Annotated in this window: 12 protein-coding genes; 5 read left to right on the top strand and 7 right to left on the bottom strand. The window is 72.5% G+C overall.

The genetic code is table 11. The features are described 5' to 3' along the window. Nucleotides 1-133: 133 nt before the first annotated feature. Nucleotides 134-490 (top strand): arsenate reductase family protein, encoded by a 357-nt coding sequence (locus ACLWS4_RS04505; RefSeq protein ID WP_049650761.1) that lies wholly within the window; start codon nucleotides 134-136, stop codon nucleotides 488-490. 69 nt (nucleotides 491-559) lie between these two features. On the opposite strand, the gene ACLWS4_RS04500 is transcribed toward ACLWS4_RS04505, so the two are convergent. Beyond that, a complete protein-coding gene (locus tag ACLWS4_RS04500) occupies nucleotides 560-1,030 on the bottom strand; it encodes a pyridoxamine 5'-phosphate oxidase family protein (RefSeq protein ID WP_074000870.1) in 471 nt (156 codons plus the stop codon). A gap of 157 nt (nucleotides 1,031-1,187) precedes the next feature. On the opposite strand from ACLWS4_RS04500, the gene ACLWS4_RS04495 reads away from it, so the two are divergent. Both ACLWS4_RS04495 and ACLWS4_RS04490 read left to right on the top strand, forming a co-directional pair. Further along, the gene (locus ACLWS4_RS04495) at nucleotides 1,188-1,736 is read left to right on the top strand and encodes a DUF1697 domain-containing protein (protein ID WP_416873418.1); all 549 of its coding nucleotides are present in this window, start codon (nucleotides 1,188-1,190) and stop codon (nucleotides 1,734-1,736) included. A gap of 202 nt (nucleotides 1,737-1,938) precedes the next feature. Further along, nucleotides 1,939-2,502, top strand: coding sequence for an FHA domain-containing protein (locus tag ACLWS4_RS04490; RefSeq protein ID WP_416873417.1), 564 nt, complete (start codon nucleotides 1,939-1,941; stop codon nucleotides 2,500-2,502). A 39-nt stretch (nucleotides 2,503-2,541) separates the two neighbouring features. Here ACLWS4_RS04490 and ACLWS4_RS04485 read toward each other — a convergent pair whose 3' ends face one another. After that, nucleotides 2,542-3,504, bottom strand: coding sequence for a DUF1152 domain-containing protein (locus ACLWS4_RS04485; RefSeq protein WP_074000867.1), 963 nt, complete (start codon nucleotides 3,502-3,504; stop codon nucleotides 2,542-2,544). A 97-nt stretch (nucleotides 3,505-3,601) separates the two neighbouring features. Here ACLWS4_RS04485 and ACLWS4_RS04480 point away from each other — a divergent pair, with 97 nt between their 5' ends. Continuing rightward, complete coding sequence (locus ACLWS4_RS04480; protein WP_074000866.1) at nucleotides 3,602-4,195, top strand: DUF6891 domain-containing protein; 594 nt, start codon at nucleotides 3,602-3,604, stop codon at nucleotides 4,193-4,195. A 178-nt stretch (nucleotides 4,196-4,373) separates the two neighbouring features. Here the strand turns inward: ACLWS4_RS04480 and ACLWS4_RS04475 are convergent, their stop codons facing one another. Next, entirely contained in the window at nucleotides 4,374-5,234 is an 861-nt protein-coding gene (locus ACLWS4_RS04475) for a hemerythrin domain-containing protein (protein ID WP_416873416.1), read from the bottom strand. A 310-nt stretch (nucleotides 5,235-5,544) separates the two neighbouring features. Then, nucleotides 5,545-6,603, bottom strand: a complete 1,059-nt coding sequence (locus tag ACLWS4_RS04470) for an alpha/beta hydrolase (protein WP_079271752.1) — start codon at nucleotides 6,601-6,603, stop codon at nucleotides 5,545-5,547. Between the two features lie 465 nt (nucleotides 6,604-7,068). On the opposite strand from ACLWS4_RS04470, the gene ACLWS4_RS04465 reads away from it, so the two are divergent. Beyond that, nucleotides 7,069-7,812, top strand: coding sequence for an SDR family oxidoreductase (locus ACLWS4_RS04465; RefSeq protein ID WP_416873415.1), 744 nt, complete (start codon nucleotides 7,069-7,071; stop codon nucleotides 7,810-7,812). A gap of 70 nt (nucleotides 7,813-7,882) precedes the next feature. On the opposite strand, the gene ACLWS4_RS04460 is transcribed toward ACLWS4_RS04465, so the two are convergent. From ACLWS4_RS04460 to pulA, 3 genes are all read right to left on the bottom strand, one after another. Beyond that, on the bottom strand, nucleotides 7,883-9,619 hold the full coding sequence (locus tag ACLWS4_RS04460; RefSeq protein WP_416873414.1) for a carbohydrate-binding module family 20 domain-containing protein: 1,737 nt from the start codon (nucleotides 9,617-9,619) through the stop codon (nucleotides 7,883-7,885). A gap of 326 nt (nucleotides 9,620-9,945) precedes the next feature. Continuing rightward, complete coding sequence (locus ACLWS4_RS04455; RefSeq protein WP_117487480.1) at nucleotides 9,946-12,279, bottom strand: M4 family metallopeptidase; 2,334 nt, start codon at nucleotides 12,277-12,279, stop codon at nucleotides 9,946-9,948. A gap of 629 nt (nucleotides 12,280-12,908) precedes the next feature. After that, nucleotides 12,909-18,443, bottom strand: coding sequence for a pullulanase-type alpha-1,6-glucosidase (gene pulA, locus ACLWS4_RS04450; protein ID WP_416873413.1), 5,535 nt, complete (start codon nucleotides 18,441-18,443; stop codon nucleotides 12,909-12,911). Between the last annotated feature and the right edge of the window lie 108 nt (nucleotides 18,444-18,551).

Genomic DNA, 18,551 nt, shown 5'->3' with positions numbered 1-18,551 from the left:
TGGGCGGGGCGGAGTTCCCGTACGGAACGGATCGCGCGCGGCGGACCGGGAGGACAGCGCGCGCCGGGGCAGGGGCGACATCGCGCGCGGCGGCTGCCGGGGCGGACGCGGGCGGCTCGGTAGGGTGGCCGGCATGGAGATCTGGATCAACCCCCGGTGCGGCAAGTGCCGGACCGCGCTCGGCGAGCTGGACGGCGCCGGGGTCGAGTACACCGTGCGGCGCTACCTGGAGGATCCGCCGACCGCGGCCGAGCTGGTGCGGGTGCTGGAGCGCCTGGGCCTGGAGCCGTGGGACATCACCCGCACCGACGAGCAGGCCGCGAAGGACCTGGGGATGAAGGGCTGGCCCCGGGAGGAGGGTTCGCGCGACCGCTGGATCGCGGCGATGGCCGAGCACCCGATCCTGATCCAGCGCCCGATCATCACCGCGGACGACGGGCACGCCGTCGTGGCCCGCACCCCGGACGCCCTCAAGTCCGTTCTGCCGTAGGGCGGTTGCGCCCAACCCGGCCCACCCGGCCCACCCGGCCGACTCATCCGGGTCGGCCGGGTCGGCCGGTCAGTGGATCTGGATCCGCTCCACCGGCCGGCCGGGGTGCCAGTTGAAGACGAGCAGGTGGTCGCCCTCCAGGGCAGTGTGCACCACCTGGTCGAGCTCCAGCCGGAAGGCGTGGAACGGGGTGGGCGGCGGCTCGGGCAGATCGGCGGCGAAGGCGGCGAGTTCGGTCTCGTCGGTGACCTCCACCGCCCGACCCGAGACCTTGGAGTCCCCGCCGGCCATGGTCTCGTCCCCCGGGTGCGCGTGCAGCGCGAAGCGGGCGTCGCGCTGGAGCTCACGCGCCTTGACCGCGCCGTACATCGACCCGATCCACAGGTCGGCGCCGACGAATTCGACCTCCGTCCCGCTCACCCGGGGCGATCCGTCCTTGCGCAGCGTCGCCAGGACGTGGTGCTTGTTCGCCTCGAACCGGGCCCGGACCAGGGGCGCCAGGTCGGGGGCCTCGTGCTCGAAATCCTGCCAGGTAGCCATGGCGCCAGTCTGGCACCCGGCACCGACAACTGCCGGACGCGGACAACCGGACGGGCAGGGGCGGTCGGGCGGATGCGGGGAAGGGGCGGCGGGCCGGTCGGGGGCGGCGGGCCGGGAGCGCCGGGCCGCTGTCGGTGGCCGGTGCCAGACTGGCCGGGTGACCACCACGACCACGTACATCGCCTTCCTGCGGGCCATCAACGTCGGCGGCCGGACGGTGCGGATGGAGCGGCTGCGGGCGCTCTTCGCCGAGCTCGGGCTGGGGAACGTCCGCTCCTACATCCAGAGCGGCAACGTCTTCTTCACCACCGCCGAGCCGGACCGCGCCGCGCTGACCGGGCGGATCGAGGAGCACCTGGAGCAGGCGCTCGGGTACCCGGTGCCGGTGCTGCTGCGGACGGTGGACGAGGTGGCCGACCTGCTGGCCGCCGAGCCGTTCCGGGGCGTCGAGGTGACGCCGGACGTCCGGCTGGTCATCGCCTTCCTCTCCGAGCCGCTGCCCGCCGAACTCGCCCTCCCCCACCGCTCGCCGAAGGGCGACGTCGAGGTGGTCGGCGCCGGTCCGGGGGCCGCCTACGTGGTGGTCCACCTCCGGGACGGCAAGTGGGTCACCAAGGAGATGTTCGGCAAGGCCTACCGGGGCGCGGTCACCTCCCGGTTCCTGCACACCACGGAGAAGATCCTGGCCGCCGCCCGCAAGGCCTGACGGCCCGGACGACAGCCGGGGACGGCCCGGACGGCGGCCGGGGGCCGTCGGTACGGCGTCCCGGAACGGCCCGTACGGCACACCGGAAACGCGCGGAACCGCCCGGCCGGAAAGGGCGTCTGGACTGCCGTGACGTACGAACCCCGCGCCCGCGCCCGGCGTGATCTGGACAGCCGGAATCGGCCGCGCGGACAATGTGGCCATGACGCCTCCTGAGCTCCCCGCCGGCACGGCCGGGCCGACCGGCGCGGTCCGGCCCTCCGACGCCGAGCGGGAGGAGGCGCTCGGGGTGCTGCGGGACGGCGCGGGCAGCGGGCGGCTCTCGCACGACACCTTCCTCGGCCGGATGGACATCGTCCTCCGGGCCACCAGCCGCGGCGAGTTGGACGCGGCGGTGGCCGGACTGCCGACCGGCGGGCCGGTCGAGCGGTTCGTGCTGCGGACGGTCGGGCGGATCTCCGCCTTCGGCGACCGGCTGGGCAAGGCCTGGCGCACCGAGCGGCTGCCGGGGCTGAGCCTGCCGCAGTCCGGGGCCGGGAAGTTGACGATCGGCCGGCTCCCCGGCTCGGGGCTGCGGCTGCACGACCCCTCGGTGTCCCGGAACCACGCCGAACTGCGGCACGAGCCGGACGGCTGGATGCTGTACGACCTCGGCTCGACCAACGGCACCCATGTGAACGGGCGCCGGATAGCGGGCGGCGTCCGGGTCCGGCCCGGCGACCAGGTGCGGTTCGGGAACCTGGAGTTCCGGCTCGCCCCGCTCTGACCGGCCCACCCCCGGCCCCGCCCGCCCAGGCGCCCCGGGTCAGTGCGGGAACTGCCGGGGCGGCCGCTGACGCGGCAGCTCGTCCTGGAACTCCGCGATGACGGTGGCGATCTGGCGGGTCACCACGGTGTTCTCCAGCCGGTCCAGGTACCGGTGCTCGGCGGCCAGCGCCTCGACCGTGACGCCGAAGTAGAGCGTCATCAGCGGATTGATGAAGAGCTGCTCGCCCTTGGTCCGCTCGGTGAAACGGACGTCGCCGAACTCGCCGCGCAGCGCCGCCGCCACCGAGCCGTTGACGATGCTGGGGTGTTCCGGGAAGGCGGCCCGGGCGTGCTCGACGGCGTCCAGGTAGAGCACCCCCTCCCGGCTGTCGCGCGGGACGGAGAAGGCGCCGAGGTAGCCGCCGGCCCGGTCGATCGCGGCGAGGTTCTCCAGCACCAGGGAGTGGTTGACGCCGTGGTGGGCGTCGATGCCGAAGCCGAGGCAGGCGACCAGCCGCTCGGGCACCTCGTCCAGGCCGGCCACCGCGCCCAGGCTCGCCATGTCCTCCTCCGGGGTGCCGAGTCCGGCCTCGTCGCCGCGCATCAGGATGTCGGTGCCGCCGTCCACCAGCAGGACCGCGTCCACGCCCAGGCGGCCGACCAGCGCGCGGTAGGCCTCGCGCAGCGGCTGCACACCCACCGACGGGAAGGCCCACACGGTGTCGGGCATGCCGTGCCGGTTCAGCCAGCGGGCCAGGGTGCGCTCCGGGAAGTAGCCCTCGGGGGCGGCGGTGTCCGGTCCGATCCGGGCCACGTCGGACTCCGCCCAGACGTCGAGCGGCAGGCCGTAGAGGTGGGAGAAGGAGAGGTTGGCCAGGTGCACCTCCTTTCCCGCGGCCCGCAGGGCGAGGGCGATCGGCAGCCCGGCGTACACGTCGAACCCGCCGCCGGCTCCGGCGATCAGGATGCGCTCGGCGGCCAGCAGCCGGGTGAGCAGCGGTGGTTGCAGCAGGGAGGTCACCGGCGGGACGGTAGCAGGACGGCGGCCCGCGGCGAAGCGCCGGTCCCCGCCCCCGCGCCCGGCCGTCGGTGTCAGTGGCGGGTGCGAGGATGCGGGCATGACCGAGGAGACGGTTCTCACCCCCGACGTGCTGCGCGAAGTACAGGAGCGGGCAAGCGAGTTGATCCGGTGCGGCTTCCAGGAGCCGGACGAGATAGCCGAGTCCCTGGTCGAGGACCTCGACGACCAGGGGCTGACGCAGGAGGAGGCGGAGCGGATCGTCGCTCCGCTGTGGGCCGCGCGGCTGGCCGAGCAGGCGGCCTGGCCGGAGACCACCGACGTGGACCGGCTGGCGGACGCCTTCGACGCGCTGGAGGACCAGGGCATCGTCGCGGCGATGGACTTCACCTGCTGCGCGGGCTGCGGCTACGCGGAGATCGGCGGCGAGGCCGGGGAGGGCTCGGTCGGCTTCGTCTTCTTCCACCAGCAGGACACCGAGGCGGCGGCCGCCGGCCGGGGGCTGATGCTGCGCTACGGCGGGTTCCGCGCCGGGGAGGAGACGACCGAGGTCTCGGAGCGCCGGACGGCGGAGGTCGGGCGGACGGTGGTCGCCGCGCTGGAGGCCGTCGGGCTGACGGCGGAGTGGGACGGCTCGCCGCACACGGCGATCCGGGTCGCACCGCTGGAGTGGCTCAACCGCCTGCCGGAGTAAGCGGCCGGAGCGGCGGGCAGGACGGCCGGCACCCGATGCCGATAGGCCCAATCCCCCTTGAAATACGGAGAGTTGGAATATCAGCCAGCCCTCGAGAGCCGTCAGGCATATGCCGGAGGCCCGTACCGGAGGCCCATGCCACGCGCGTAGATCAACGGCCCGAGAAGAGGCCCCGGGGTCAGTCGGCGACGCTCCCCAGCCCGCCGAAGCCGGGGCCGAGGCCAAAGCCGGCGCCCGTGCCGGTGCCGGTGCCCGTGCCGGCACCGCCGACCGGACCGTCCACCGGCCCCCACAGCGGCGAGGTGCAGCGCTGGTAGGTCGCGTGCCAGTGCGGCCAGTTGCGGGCCACGTCGTCGTCGCACTCGGCCAGCAGCCGTTCGACCAGCGCGGGCTCCACGCCCTCCAGCAGCCAGGCCAGCGCGTCCGCGACGCCCGGGCCGTCGGCCAGCCGCAGCAGGTCCAGCAGCTCGCCCAGCCCGCCGAGCCGGGAGCCGTCGGCGACCACCCGCTCCATCCGGGGCAGCAGCTGCCGCTCCTCGATCCGCAGGTGGGTCTCCAGCCGGGCCGCCAGGTCCTCCATCGCGTACGCGACCGGCCAGGCGCTGCCGGTGTCCCGGCTCGCTATCCGCACCAGCGTGGTGACCCGGGTGAAGGAGTGGTCCAGGTTGTGGTGGTCGTCCTCCAGCCAGTTGAGCAGCAGCCGCAGCTCGGGCGCGAAGCGGCGCACGATCGGCCAGAGCCGGGTGTCCTGCTGCTCGTGGTGGCAGGTGAGCATGGCGGTGATGAAGTTCCAGTGCCGCAGCAGCGCCTCGCCCTTGTCGTCCTCGTCGGGCTGGAGCAGCCGCAGCGCGTTGGGCAGCCGGGCGAGGTCCCGGCGCAGCGCGGCGTGCACCAGGCGCAGGCCGGCGAACCGCGGGGTGGCCGGCTCGTCGTCCACGACCTGCCCGTACGCGTACGCGTCCCCGCCCAGCGAGTCGGCTCCGGACTGGCCCTGGGCGGGCACGGTGTGGACGGGCTGGGGCACCAGGTGGATCGGCATGGGACTCTCTTCACTGCTTGGGGCACGACGGGTGGCGGCGGCCGGTGAGGACCGCCCCAGCCAAGGTGCTCGCAGTCGATCAGAAGCGAATCAATGTCCGATTGACGCGCAGGTCACGGGGCTGCCGACGGGCGGCGGAACCGCACCGGGACCCCTCCCGGCGGGCCCGCCGGGGAAGCCGCCGGAAGACCCGGGGAAGGCCCGCGCACAGACCCTCCGGAAGCAGAACCGCCGGTGCCGGGAGCGCGAACGCGTCCCGGCACCGGCGGCAGCGGTGGGAGCAGGTGGGAAACAGGTCGGAGCAGGGGCCTCAGTCGGCCGCCGGCCCCGCCAGGTGGGCGGTGAGCCACACCAGGGTGTCCGGGATCATCTTCTTGAAGTCCGAGGTCAGGTGCTTGCCGCCGGGCTGCTCGTGGTACTGGAGGTTCACCGGCGGCACCGCCTTCTCCACCCAGCTCTTGACCACCTTGGTCTCGTACGGGTTGGCACCGCCCGCGGTGACCAGCATGCTCACGTCCGCCTTGCCCTGGGTGACCAGCACGTCCGGGTTGTTGGCGGCCTTCTCCGCGTCGTGGCCCTTCCACAGCCCCGAGTCCGGTATGAAGTAGCCGTCGATCGGCACCGCGGCCTTGTAGACCTGCGGGTACTGGAGGGCGAGCTTGGCGCTGCAGAAGCCGCCGGTGGAGGCGCCCATCACGCCCCAGCCGTCGCGGCCCTTCACGGTGCGGAAGTTGGCGCGGACGAAGTCCGGGAGGTCCTCGGCCATCCAGGTGGCCATCTTGGCCTGGCCCGGGATGTCGGAGCAGTCCAGCGCGTTCTTCTCGTCGCCGTTGAAGTTCTGCACCGGCATGATCATGATGAACGGGTGGGACTTGCCCTCCTTGACCAGCCGCTCGTTCTCCTCCTGGATCGGCAGCTGGTTGTCGGTCCAGGTGTTGTAGCCGTTGCTCTGGCCGCCCGCGAACAGGGTGAGCACCGGGAAGCCGGTCTTGGCGAACTTGGGGTCGTTGTACTCGGGCGGCAGCCAGACCCAGACCTGGCCGGTGACGCCGGACTTCGCGCCGGTCACCTTGGTCATCATGATCGGGCCGGCGCCGGTGTCCCGGGACTTGCTGAGGGCGGCGGCGGGCCCGGTGGGCATCAGTACCTTGCCGGAGGCGGCGGCCGGGGTCGCGCTGCCGGTCGCGGGCTGGCCGGTGCCGGTGGTGCTCGGGCTGCCCGACGAGCTGCCGCCGGTCGCGCCGGCGCTCGCCGTGGCGCTGTCCCCCTTCCCACCGCCGGAACTCCCGCAGGCCGCGAGCGAGGCGGCCAGGGCGAGCACGGCGGCGCCGGACAGGACGGCGCGGGAACGGGACGACTGCCTAAGCACGGTGAGGACTCTCCGACCGATGTCGCGCCCGGTCCGTGACCGGGCGGCGGCCCCCCGGTGGGGCCGGACATGCCCGAGGGCACAGCGCTGGCGCGTCCCCCGGAGTGATGGCGCGCCGCCCCTTCGCGGGGGTGCGCCTTCCTGCGATCTTATGACGTAGGCCGGGGTGGCCCGGTTGCGCGGTGGCCACCGGAAATCCAATGTTTGTTCGCGATCAGGTAAAAGCCTTCACCCGTCCCCCCGGTCGGCGGGGGCCGGTCGGCGGGGGTGGCCGTCGGAGCCCCGTCGAATCGTCCGGATTCTGGTGATTCGACCAGCTCCTCGGCGGCTTCGACCAGTGACGGCGGCCCCCGGATCCGCGAAGATCTCCGGGGCACGCCCAGGCCTTGCCCAGGCTGTGCCCAGGCCATGCCCAGGGCACGCCCAGGCCGGGGCCGACCGGGAACAGTCATCGAGGAGGGTGCCATGAACCAGCGGATCGCCGTCGTCACCGGAGCCGGGAGCGGCGTCGGCCGGGCCGTGGCGGTGGAACTGGCCGCGGACGGCTGGCGGACGGTGCTGGCCGGCCGCCGGTCCGGACCGCTGCGGGAGACCGCCGCGCTCTGCGCCGGCCCGGCCGACGTGGTGCCGACCGACGTCACCGACCCGGCCGCGGTGGACGCGCTGTTCGCCGCGGCCGCCGAGCGCCACGGCCGGGTGGACCTGCTGTTCAACAACGCCGGCGCCTTCGGCCCGGCCGTCCCGGTGGACGAGCTGGCGGTCGAGGACTGGCGGGCCGTGGTCGACCTCAACCTGACCGGCGCCTTCCTCTGCGCCCGGGCCGCGTTCCGGCGGATGAAGGAGCAGGACCCGCGGGGCGGCCGGATCATCAACAACGGCTCGATCTCCGCGCACGTCCCGCGCCCGCACTCGATCGCCTACACCGCGACCAAGCACGCCGTGACCGGCCTGACCAGGTCGCTGTCGCTGGACGGCCGCCCGTACCGGATCGCCTGCGGGCAGATCGACATCGGCAACGCGGCGACCGACATGACGGCGGCGATGGGCGCGGGCGTGCGACAGGCGGACGGCCGGATCGCCCCCGAGCCGACCATGGACGTGGCCGACGTGGCACGCACCGTACGGCACATGGCCGGGCTGCCGCTGGAGGCCAACGTGCAGTTCGCCACCGTGATGGCGACGGCCATGCCCTACATCGGGCGGGGCTGAACCCCGGCCCGGAGGGCCGCGGGAGGGGCCCCGTCGGTCGATGCCGACGGGGCCCCGGTCCGCTCCGGCCTCACGGCCGCCAGGTGTCGTTCAGCGTGACCGTCCCGCCCGAGGGCACCGTCGCCGTCCGGTTGGCGCCGGACTCCCAGGTCACCGCGCCGCTCGCGTCCTTACGGACGTACTTGTACTGGAAGGACGTGCCGGCCGGCAGCGACAGCGCCAGCGACCAGACCGGGTAGCCCGCCGAGGAGAGCGGCAGCGCCTTCGTCGGGTCCCAGCCGCCGAGCGCCGCGGCGTCGCCGACCAGGTAGATGTTCTGCCCGGGCGTGGTGGTCGCGTTGACGTTGAACGAGGCGCCGGAGACGCTCGCGCCGGGCTGGACGTACAGCGCGACCGCGTCGCCCGCGCCGACCGTCGCGGTGAACTGCCCGTCGGCGCCCACCTGGTACGTCGGGCCGGTGCAGCCGCCGCCGGCCTGCGGGTCGCCGTGCTGGACGTCGCAGTAGGTGCCGGCCGGCAGCCCGGTCTGGAAGGTCCGGGTGATCGCGGCGCCCTCGTGGTTGATCGCGACGTAGCCCTTGCCGCCGCGGCCGAAGGCGATCGCGTTGCCGCCGTTGGACCACCAGTTGCTCACCCCGGTGCCCGCCACCGCGTTGCGGAAGCCGACCATGTTGGCGATCTGCCGCCAGGCGTGGGTGCAGTTCCAGCCGTCCTGGTAGCAGGCGTTGACGGTGCCGCCGTTCGGCGGGCCGTCGTCCTTGTTGGCGAAGGAGTAGCCGGAGTGGACGTTGGGGGCGCCGTACGGCGAGGCCAGCAGGAAGACGTTGGCGAGCGTGTAGGTGTTGCCGTAGGTGGAGTTGAGGGTGGAGCCGTTGCGCTCGGTGTCCCAGTTGTCGACGAAGGTGCGCGCCTGGCCGCTCGGCAGGTAGCCCCAGGAGGCGCCCCAGCCGCTGAGGTTGGCGAGCTTGTCGGTGGTGAACATCCGCTTGAGGTCGGTGCCGGCCCGGAACTCGTCCAGGTCGCCGGTGCCGGTGTACTCGGTGGGCTGGACCGGCTCGCCGGCGCCGTAGATGACCTCCTGGACCCAGTACGCCTTGGGGTTGGCCATCCTGGCCTTGATCGCGGCGAGGTCGGCGGCGGCGATGTGCTTGGCGGCGTCGATCCGGTAGCCGTCGACGCCGAGCGAGGCCAGGTCGTCCAGGTAGTGCGCGATGGTGGTCTGGACGTAGGCGCTGCCGGTGTCCAGGTCGGAGAGGTTCTCCAGTTCGCAGTTCTGGACGTTGCCGCGGTCCTGGTAGTTGGTGATCGGCTGGCGGCAGCCGTGGAAGTCCTGGTCCTGGTACGTGCCGGGGTAGTTGTACTTGGTGTACGCGGTGCCGCCGGTGCCGGTGCCGGAGCCCGCCGACATGTGGTTGACCACCGCGTCGGCTATCACCTTGACCCCGGCCGCGTGGCAGGTGGCGACCATGTTCTTGAAGGACGTGCGGTCGCCGAGCCGTCCGGCGATCCTGTAGCTGACCGGCTGGTAGGAGGTCCACCACTGCGCGCCCTGGATGTGCTCCTGCGGCGGGGAGACCTCGACGAAGCCGTAGCCCTTGGGCCCGAGGGTGGAGGTGCAGGCCTGGGCGACGGAGTCGAAGCGCCACTCGAAGAGGGTGGCGGTGACGTCCTTGCCGTTGTTGGCGGGCGGGGCGGCCTGGGCGGCGGGGGCACCGAGGGAGGTGCCGAGCGAGAGGGCGAGCGCCGCCGAGGCGGCGAGCGCACCGGCCGCGCGGGCGGGCCGGCGGGCGGGGGCGGTGGTGACCACGTCGTCTCCTGGGGGTGGCTGGGGTGGGGCAGCCGGAGGGGGAGCCTGCGGAAGGGCCGCAGGGGAACTGCAGGAAGTTTCTGCAACTTGCCGGAAACTTGCAGCGCCGAACCTAGAGGCACCCGCGGGGGCCGTCAAGACCTTGGTCGAAAGCCCGGGAGAAGCCGGGGAGCGAGCCCGGGAGCAGACCCGGGAGGAGCCGAGGAGAAGCCGAGGACGAGCCGGGGCCGGGCCAGGAGGAGCGGGCACGACAAGGGCCCGGCAGCCGTAGCCGCCGGGCCCCTCACCTGTCCTGGTTCACCGGCCCGTCAGGAGCCGGCCCGGGCTCAGCCGGTCTGGATGGAGGTGTCGTCGATCACGAAGCTGGTCTGGAGCGAGGCGTCCTCGGTCCCGGCGAACTTCACGGTGACCGTCTGGCCCGCGTAGGCCGACAGGTCGAAGGTGCGCTGCTGGTAGCCGGCCGCGGCGTCCACGTTGGAGTAGGTCTTCAGCGCGGTGCCGTTCACCGAGACGGTCAGCTTGTCGTACGCGGTGGTGCCCGACTCGGCGGTGTCGATGTGCAGCCAGAAGCTCAGCGTCGCCTTGCAGCCGGCCGGGATGCTCACCGTCTGCGACAGCGAGTCCGAGTGGGTGGAGCCGTAGCCGTTCAGCCACGCCTTCCAGGAGCCGCTGTGGGCCGCCTGCGAGGCGCTGCTGTCCACCACGCCGCTCGACGCGGTCCACGGCGTGGCCGTGCCCGACTCGAAGCCCTCGTTGCCCAGCAGCTGGGCCGGGGTGCAGCCGCCGCCACCGGTGGAGACGGTCCAGGTGAAGCTGGTCGTACCGGTCTTGCCGGCCGAGTCCTTCGCCGTGACGGTCACGTTGTAGGTGCCCGCGGTGGAGGCGGTGCCGGTGATCGCGCCGGTGGAGGCGTTGATCGACAGGCCGGTGGGCAGGCCGGTGGCCGAGTAGGTCAGCGGGGCGGTGCCACCGGTGGCCTTGATCGCCAGGTTGACCGCGCCGCCGACGGCGGTGGACTGGTTGCCCGGGTTGGTGACGGTGACGCCGCCCGGGTTGGGCGCCGTGCCGACGTTGACGCCCGCCCAGGCGGTGCCGACCGCGGCCAGCTCGGCGCTGCCGGCCCCGTACAGGTCGGTGGCCGCCTTCTCCGTCGCGGTGCGCGCCGCGGCGTAGTTGGTGCTGGAGGTCATGTAGGTGGTCAGCGCGCGGTACCAGACGGCCGCCGCCTTGTCCCGGCCGATGCCGGTGACCGCGATGTTGCCCTGGGTCGGCGAGTCGTAGTTGACGCCGTTGATGGTCTTCGCGCCGCTGCCCTCGGACAGCAGGTAGAAGAAGTGGTTGGCGACACCGGACGAGTAGTGGACGTCCTTGTTGCCGACGGTGGAGGACCAGTAGTCGGCCGAGGCACCGTCCTTGGACGGCTTGTCCATGTAGCGCAGCGGGGTGCCGTCCCCGTTGATGTTGATCAACTCACCGATCAGGTAGTCGGGGTTGTCGGTCGGGATGTTGGCGTAGAACTCGACCATCGTGCCGAAGATGTCCGAGGTGGCCTCGTTGAGGCCGCCGGACTCGCCGGAGTAGGTCAGGTTGGCGGTGGCCGCGGTGACGCCGTGGCTCATCTCGTGGCCCGCGACGTCCAGCTCGGTCAGCGGCGCGGTGTTGTTGCTGCCGTCGCCGTACGTCATGCAGAAGCAGGAGTCGTCCCAGAACGCGTTCACGTAGTTGTTGCCGTAGTGGACGCGGCTGTAGGCGCCGACACCGTCGTTGCGGATGCCGTTGCGGCCGAAGGTGTTCTTGTAGTAGTCCCAGGTGGCCGCGACGCCGTAGTGGGCGTCGACCGCGGCGGACTCGCCGTTGTTGACGGTGCCGTCGCCCCAGGTGTCGGTGGACTTGCTGTACAGCGTGCCGGTGCCCGAGGTCCCGTGGTTCAGGTTGGTGGTGTACATCCCACCGCGGGTGCCGTCCTTCAGCTGGTACGACGAACCCGACTGGGTGGTGCCGATGGTGACGTTGCCGACGAAGACGCCCTTGCCGGAGCCGGTCTCGATGCCGTCCCACTGCTGGATGACCTGGCCGCTGGTGGCGTCGGTGACGACGTGCATCTTGCTCGGGGTGCCGTCGGACTTGGTCGAGGAGACGACGGTCTCCCAGGCCAGCCGGGGGCTGTTGTCCGCGGCCCAGACCACCAGGCGCGGCGCGGTGTCGACCGCGGTGCCCTGCTCGGCGGCGAGCGCGGCGGTCTGCGCGGCCGGGGCGGCCAGCTTCGGCGTGGTGCTGACACCGCTCAGCGGGGCGGTGCTGGCCCGGTCAACGCTCTTGGTCGCACCGGTGGGCGCCTGGTGCACCACCAGGTCCCCACCCAGGACGGGCAGTCCGTTGAGGGTGCGCTCGTACCGCAGGTGGCGGGTGCCGTCCGCGTCCTGGAAGACGTCCTTGGTGACCAGCTTCTCCTCACCGCTCAGCCCGAGGCTCTGGGCGAGGCTGGTGGTCTGCTGGTTCGCGGCGGAGATCAGCTGGGCGCGGTTCGCCTGCTGGGCCGCGACGGCGGCCGGCGCGTCCGGCGTGGCCGCCTGGGCGATCACCGGTATGCCGGTGACCAGCAGCGCGGTGGAGGCGGCCATGACAACCGCCGCCTTCCGTGCGTGAGCGTAACGGGACATGCGGACTCCTTTTCCGACCGGCGCTGGGTCGCGCACGGTGGAGAGAAACCTGAGCCGCGGGGTCGCGGCGCAGTGGGGGCCCCCGCCGGGTGCGACGGGAGTGCGGATGCGGTGCTCACAACTCGTTGCAGGGTCGGACGCGCTGCACCTGAACTGGAACAGCTGCACCGGGGGGTGGGGTCCCCTCGTCTACAGCCGGGGGAATCGTGGCAGCAAACGAGCCGTTAATGACAGATGCATGCCACGGATTGGCCGATTCATTACCGAAACCGTATGGAGGGCGCTCCGTCAGTTGTGTTACCCCACGACGAACTCGTGAACACGGTTTTCATGGCCCCGGACAAAGTTCGATCACCACCGGCAGTCGGTGACCAGCACTCAGGGCCGGTTCCGGCCCCGGCGGGTGGCCGACAGCGCCCGGCAGACCCGGCACGTCACAGTTCCGGCCGTGCCATCAACGGTTTCCGGCCATCGTGCGTCCGGAACGCAACCGTGCCCCCGCCGACCGCGACCGGGCCCCGCGCCACCTGAACAGTGGTACGGGGCCCGGGAGTTGTCGGGGTGTACGAATCAGTGTCGGACGGGTCGGCGCCGGAACGAACCGGTGCCGACCGGTCGGCGACGGCGGGTCAGCGCTGGACGAACACCGCCACGGTGCGGCCCGGCACGGTGAAGGTGCCGGTCGCGGCGTCGAAGCCGGACCGCTGCACCACCCGGTCCGCCCCGCCCGCCTGGACGGGGTGCAGCGCCTGGCCGGTGCCCTTCAGCGCCGGCACGGTCTGCGCCTGCGCCGTGGGCGTGGCGTTGAAGACCACCGTGACGCCCTTCTCCGCCCCCGGCAGCCCGGTGCCGTCCAGGTGCAGGGTGATCACCCCGGGCGTCTCACCGGCGGTGCCGGAGAGCGGGTAGGAGAGCCGCTGCTGGACGGCGGCCAGGCTCGGCAGCGAGAACAGCGGCGAGGACTGCTTGATCCGCAGGAACTCCTGGTACTGCGCCGAGGCCGACCGGATGTCGGCCGCGCCGACGGTCAGCTCCGGGTTCGCCAGCAGGGACCGGGCGGCCGGCCACTGCTCCTGGTTGTCCTTCGCCATCGGCAGGCCGCGGCCCCAGCCGTTGCCCTGGGCCGGGTCCCAGTGGATCGCGTTGAACCAGTCCCCCGAGTCGTAGGAGTTGGAGTCGAGCGACTTGGAGCGCAGCAGGTCGCTGCCGGCCTGGGCGAAGCCCGCGCCCTGGGTGAGCGCGGTCAGCGAGAGCCCGAGCGCCTGCATCCGGGCCCGGTCGGCGGGCGCGGTGCCGGTCGGCAGCTTGTACGCGAGCGCGTCGAAGAGGTCGGTGTTGTCGTGGGCGTCCACGTACTCCACCGCCTCGCCGGGCTTGGCCGCGTACCCGGTCGGGGCGCCGTTGTAGTCGACCTGGGCGCCGGTGACGGGCTTTCCGGAGCTGTCGGTGAAGGAGTAGCCGGCCAGGTTGCCGGTCAGCCCGACCTTCAGCTGGTCCATCTGGTGCAGCAGCCGGGCCTTCTGCTCCTCCGGGGTGCCGTTCGCGGCCGAGCCGTTCGGGTCGGTGTACAGGCCCGAGGCGAAGCCCTGCTGCGGGGCGGAGTTCAGCATGAAGTTGCCGCCGCGGGCGGCGTCCCGGATCCGGTCGTCGAAGGTGGCGATGCCGGTGCCGGCCATGTTCTGCTGGGTGGCCTGCTCGAACCGGGCGTTGTTCGCGACGGCGCCGAAGTTCCAGCCCTCGCCGTAGAGGAACACGTTCTTCCCGTCCACGCCGTCCGAGTCCGGCGTCATCTTCCGCAGCGCGGCCTGCACGTCCAGCATGGTGGACTTCGGGTCCAGGCCCATCAGGTCGAAGCGGAAGCCGTCCACCTTGTACTCGCGGGCCCACAGCGTCACCGAGTCGACCACCAGCCGGTTCATCATGGCGTGCTCGGGCGCGGTGTCGGCGCAGCAGCTGTCCGCCGTCACCTTGCCGTCGGCGTCCAGCCGCTGGTAGTAGCCGGGAACCACCTTGTCCAGCACCGAGTGCTCGGCCTGGCCGCTGGCGGCGGTGTGGTTGTAGACCACGTCGAGCACCACCCGCAGCCCGGCCGCGTGCATCGCCTGCACCATCTGCCGGAACTGCACCGTGCGGGCGACCCCGTTCGGGTCGGTGGCGTACGAGCCCTCCGGCACGTTGTAGTGCAGCGGGTCGTAGCCCCAGTTGTACGCGTCGTCGGCGGCCACGGCCGCCACGCACTCCTGCTGCTTCGGGCCGTCCGCCGGAAGGGACTTCAGGTCGCAGGCCGGCAGCTTCTGGTCGGCCCGGTTCTCCCGGACGGTGGCGATGTCGAAGGTCGGCAGCAGGTGGACCGTGGTCACCCCGGCCTTGGCCAGGTCCCGCAGGTGCCGCATGCCGGCCGAGTCCGACTCGGTGAACGCCAGGTAGGTGCCGCGCTCGGCGGCCGGAACGGTGGGGTCCTCCACCGAGAAGTCCCGGACGTGCAGTTCCTGGATCTGCTGCTGCGCCGGCGGGACGGCCTGCGGGCGGGCGTGGTCGTCCCAGCCCGCGGGCTTGAGCGCCTTGGCGTCGAGGTCGGCGACCAGGCTGCGCCGGGAGTCGGTGGACAGCGCCACCGAGTACGGGTCGGTGACGGTGTTGACCACCAGCTGCTGGGTGGACGGCGCCCAGACCTTCACCTGGTACAGGTAGTACCTGCCGTCCAACTCGCCCTTGTCGCGGACGACTTCCCAGACGCCGGTCTCGTCGTCGAGCTTCAGCGGCAGCGTCCTCGGGGTGCCCCCGGTGGCGCTGTCGAAGACCTGGACGGAGACCTCCTGCGCGGTCGGCGCCCAGAGCGACAGCGCCACCTTGCCGTTGTAGTAGGCCGGGCCGAAGTCGACCTTGCCGGTCCGCCCGGCGTACAGGTCGTCCAGCACGCCCGGGGTCTGCACCCCGGTGCCGGCCAGGACGGCGCCGCTGGGCAGGTGTTCGGTGAACAGCAGCTGGCCGCGGAGCGCGGCCGGGACGCGGGCGGCGTCCCTGGGGTCCACGGTGAAGGCCCGGTAGCCCGCCAGGTGCGGGTACTCGGCCTTCTGCGCGTCGGTCAGCCCGCCCTTGGCCGGGGTGAGCCGCAGCCACTTGCCGGGCTTGGTCAGCGCGCCCTTGTCCGCCCGGATGCCGCCCTCGGGGTCGTAGACCAGCTGGGCACTGGTGCCGCCGGCCAGGGCGTCGTCGCCCGCGCCGTAGTTCGCCGGGACGACGACGGTCCTCGCGTCGATCCACTGGGCCTTGGCGCCGGTGAGGTCGATCTGCGAGGAGGCGGCCGGGTTCTGCGGCAGCAGGTAGCCCTCGCGGCCGCCGAGCACCCAGACCTCCCTGCCGTTGACGGCGAGGTCCAGCGACTGGTCGGCGGGCAGGTCCTTGTCGTTGCCCTTGTGCAGGATGTAGCTGAGGCTGGTCGCCCCGGGGGCGAGCGGCACCTCGAAGACGGCACCGAAGGCGTCGCGGCGGGCCGGGGCCAGCGGCTTGCCCCAGTCGGTCGGGGTGGCGGCGCCGGTCCAGTCGTGCAGGCCCCAGCCGTCGTAGTCGCCGTCGGCCCGGTTGTAGTGGATGACGGCGGTGTTCGCCGGCTGGCCAGGACCGGTCGACCCAGCCGGCGGCCCCGGGTTCGCCGTGCGGACGGTCGCGTCCCCCTGCTTCAGCCACACCTCGCCGGTGCTGCCGACGTCGAGGTGCCGGTCGGCGTCGACGTCCTTGACGCCGTCCTTCTCCACGATGAAGCCGACGTCCGAGGCGCCGGGCTTGAGCTTCACGTACGCGAAGGCGCCGTACGCGTCCCGCCCGGTGAAGGCGTGCCCGGCCGGCCACGGGGTGGCCTCGCCGTCGGCGAGGTCGCCCCAGGCGTAGAGGTTCCAGCCGTCGTAGTCGCCGTCCGGCCGGTTGTAGTGGACGACGGCGTACGGGCGGGAGCCGGCGGTGGGCGCGGGCTTGGGCGCGGGGGTGCCGGTGGTGAAGCTCGCGGTGGCGGAGCGCAGGTGGCCGCTGGAGTCCCGGACGACGGCCTTGTAGCGGACCACCGTGCCGGGGGCGACGGCGGCCAGGTCCTGGGTGACCTTGTACCCGCCGTTGTCGGCGGTGCCCAGGGTCTGCCAGGGCCCGTTGCCGATCTGGGCGGCGAAGCTCACCCGGTTGAAGCCGCCGTCCGTGGTGGCGCCGACCGTGACGAGCCCGGTCGAGCCGTCCGCGGGCGGCTGCACCGAGAGCTGCGGCGCGGCGGCCACCGGCGCGAGCCGGCCGCCCGCCTTGAGGACGAGCGAGGACAGCGCGGGCACGGTGACCGTCACCTTGCGGTCGGCGCCGCTGGTGACGCGGGCGCCCGCCGCCGGGTAGACCGGGTCGAAGCCCATCCCCGCCGAGAAGGTGTCCAGGGTGACGGTCTTCGCCTCGGCGGCGTTGTTGACCGCGACCAGGTACTCGACCTGCTGCCCGGCGTCGATCCGGGAGAAGGCGTACACGCCGGCGCCGTCGGCGGCGTACCGCTCGATCTGGGCGCCGTCGGCCAGGGCCGGGTTGTCGCGGCGCAGCTTGGCCAGCCCGGCGATGCCCTGGTAGAGCTCGCCGCCCTGCCCGTACCGGTCGGCCGGGCCGGAGGGGCCGCCGAGCACCCGGTCGCCGTTGTAGGAGGCCGTCTTCGAGGCGAACAGGTCCTGCCGGGCGTCCTTGTCGCCGCCCGCGCCGGTGAAGCCCTGCTCGTCGCCGTAGTAGACGACGGGCTGGCCGCGGGTGAGGAACTGCAGCTCGTTGCCGAGCCGGTCCTTCCTGAGCAGGGTGGCGTCGTCGGCGCCCGGGTTGTCGGCGAGCAGGAAGGAGCCGAAGCGGCCCATGTCGTGGTTGCCGAGGAAGGTGGGCAGCTCGTACGCGTCGGTGTCGGCGCTGGTGTAGCGGTAGTCCTGGGCGTAGACGTCGGCGAGGCCGCGCGCCGAGCCGCCCTGCGAGACGTAGGAGCGGGCCGCGCCCTGGAACGGGAAGTCCAGGGTGGCCTGGAGCCTGCCCTTGGTGACGTACGGCGAGGTGACCGCCGGGTCGCCGGAGTAGACCTCGCCGAACATGAAGAACTTCTTGTTGCCCTGCTTGGCGGCGAAGTCCTTGAGCGCGGGGGCCCACTGCTGCCAGAACGCCATGTTGACGTGCTTGACGGTGTCGATCCGGAAGCCGTCCACGCCGGCGTCCTTGACCCACTGCTGGTAGACCTTCTCGAAGCCCTTCACCACCTTGGGGTTCTGGGTGTCGAGGTCGTCCAGGCCGCTGAAGTCGCCCTCGGTGGCGGACTCGCCGACGAAGGTCGAGTCGCCCCGGTTGTGGTAGAGCGCCGGGTCGTTGAGCCAGGACGGGGTCTTGGCCGTGGCGTCGGCCGGGGTGCGGAAGACCGGGGTGTAGGGGAAGGAGTCCTTGGTGGTCCGCGGCCAGGGGGCGCCCGCGTCGGCGACGGCGGTCTCGTCCACCGGGTTCCCGTCCGCGTCGAGCGTCGGGTAGGCGCCGGCGGAGCGGTAGCCGTACTGCTTCTCGGCGTAGTCGATGACGTCGGCGGTGTGGTTGGTGATGACGTCGAAGAAGACCTTGATGCCGCGGGCGTGCGCCTTGGCTATCAGCTCCTTGAGCTGCTCGTTGGTGCCGAAGTGCGGGTCGACCTGGGTGAAGTCGGTGATCCAGTAGCCGTGGTAGCCGGCCGAGGCATCGGCCCCGCTGCCCTGCACCGGCTTGTTCTTGAAGATCGGGGCCAGCCAGATCGCGGTGGTGCCGAGGTCCTGGACGTAGTCGAGCCGCTGGATCAGCCCGGCCAGGTCGCCGCCGTGGTAGAAGCCCTTGTCCGCGGGGTCGAAGCCGTTCTCCAGCCGCCCCCCGGTAATGCCTCCGGTGTCGTTGGCGGTGTCGCCGTTGGCGAAGCGGTCGGGCAGGACGAAGTAGAACTGCTCCCGGGTGAGGTCGTGCCGCCCGGCGGTGGCCGCCAGCGCGGCGTCCGAGGGCGGGGCAGGCGGGGCGGCGGCGAGGGCCGCGGGGGCGCCGCCGAGGGTGGCGGCGGTCAGGGCCGCGGCCAGCAGGACGGCCGTGCGGCCCGGGGGTCTGCGGCGGCCAGGGGTTCGTTCGGCAGTGCTCCGTCGGGGGCGGAGCGGGGCATCGGCCACTGAGGGCTCCCTTAGGGGGAAGGGGCGATCGATTTCCCAGGAAGCTAGCGGCCTGCAATATGTTTCAGCAAGATGCAGAAATCGTTTCGTCGCCGGAAGTTCCAGGTG

This window comes from Kitasatospora sp. SC0581, from assembly GCF_048159585.1.
Lineage (GTDB): Bacteria > Actinomycetota > Actinomycetes > Streptomycetales > Streptomycetaceae > Kitasatospora.
The sequence above is the reverse complement of the archived record's forward strand: the minus strand, read 5'-3'. Positions and strand labels throughout refer to the sequence as shown.

What these genes read in the sequence shown, in the direction of transcription:
- ACLWS4_RS04505 (WP_049650761.1), top strand. Translation starts at nt 134, where the DNA reads ATGGAGATCTGGATCAACCCCCGGTGCGGCAAGTGCCGGACCGCGCTC.
- ACLWS4_RS04475 (WP_416873416.1), bottom strand. Translation starts at nt 5,234, where the DNA reads ATGCCGATCCACCTGGTGCCCCAGCCCGTCCACACCGTGCCCGCCCAG.
- ACLWS4_RS04455 (WP_117487480.1), bottom strand. Translation starts at nt 12,279, where the DNA reads ATGTCCCGTTACGCTCACGCACGGAAGGCGGCGGTTGTCATGGCCGCC.
- ACLWS4_RS04465 (WP_416873415.1), top strand. Translation starts at nt 7,069, where the DNA reads ATGAACCAGCGGATCGCCGTCGTCACCGGAGCCGGGAGCGGCGTCGGC.
- ACLWS4_RS04490 (WP_416873417.1), top strand. Translation starts at nt 1,939, where the DNA reads ATGACGCCTCCTGAGCTCCCCGCCGGCACGGCCGGGCCGACCGGCGCG.
- ACLWS4_RS04500 (WP_074000870.1), bottom strand. Translation starts at nt 1,030, where the DNA reads ATGGCTACCTGGCAGGATTTCGAGCACGAGGCCCCCGACCTGGCGCCC.
- ACLWS4_RS04480 (WP_074000866.1), top strand. Translation starts at nt 3,602, where the DNA reads ATGACCGAGGAGACGGTTCTCACCCCCGACGTGCTGCGCGAAGTACAG.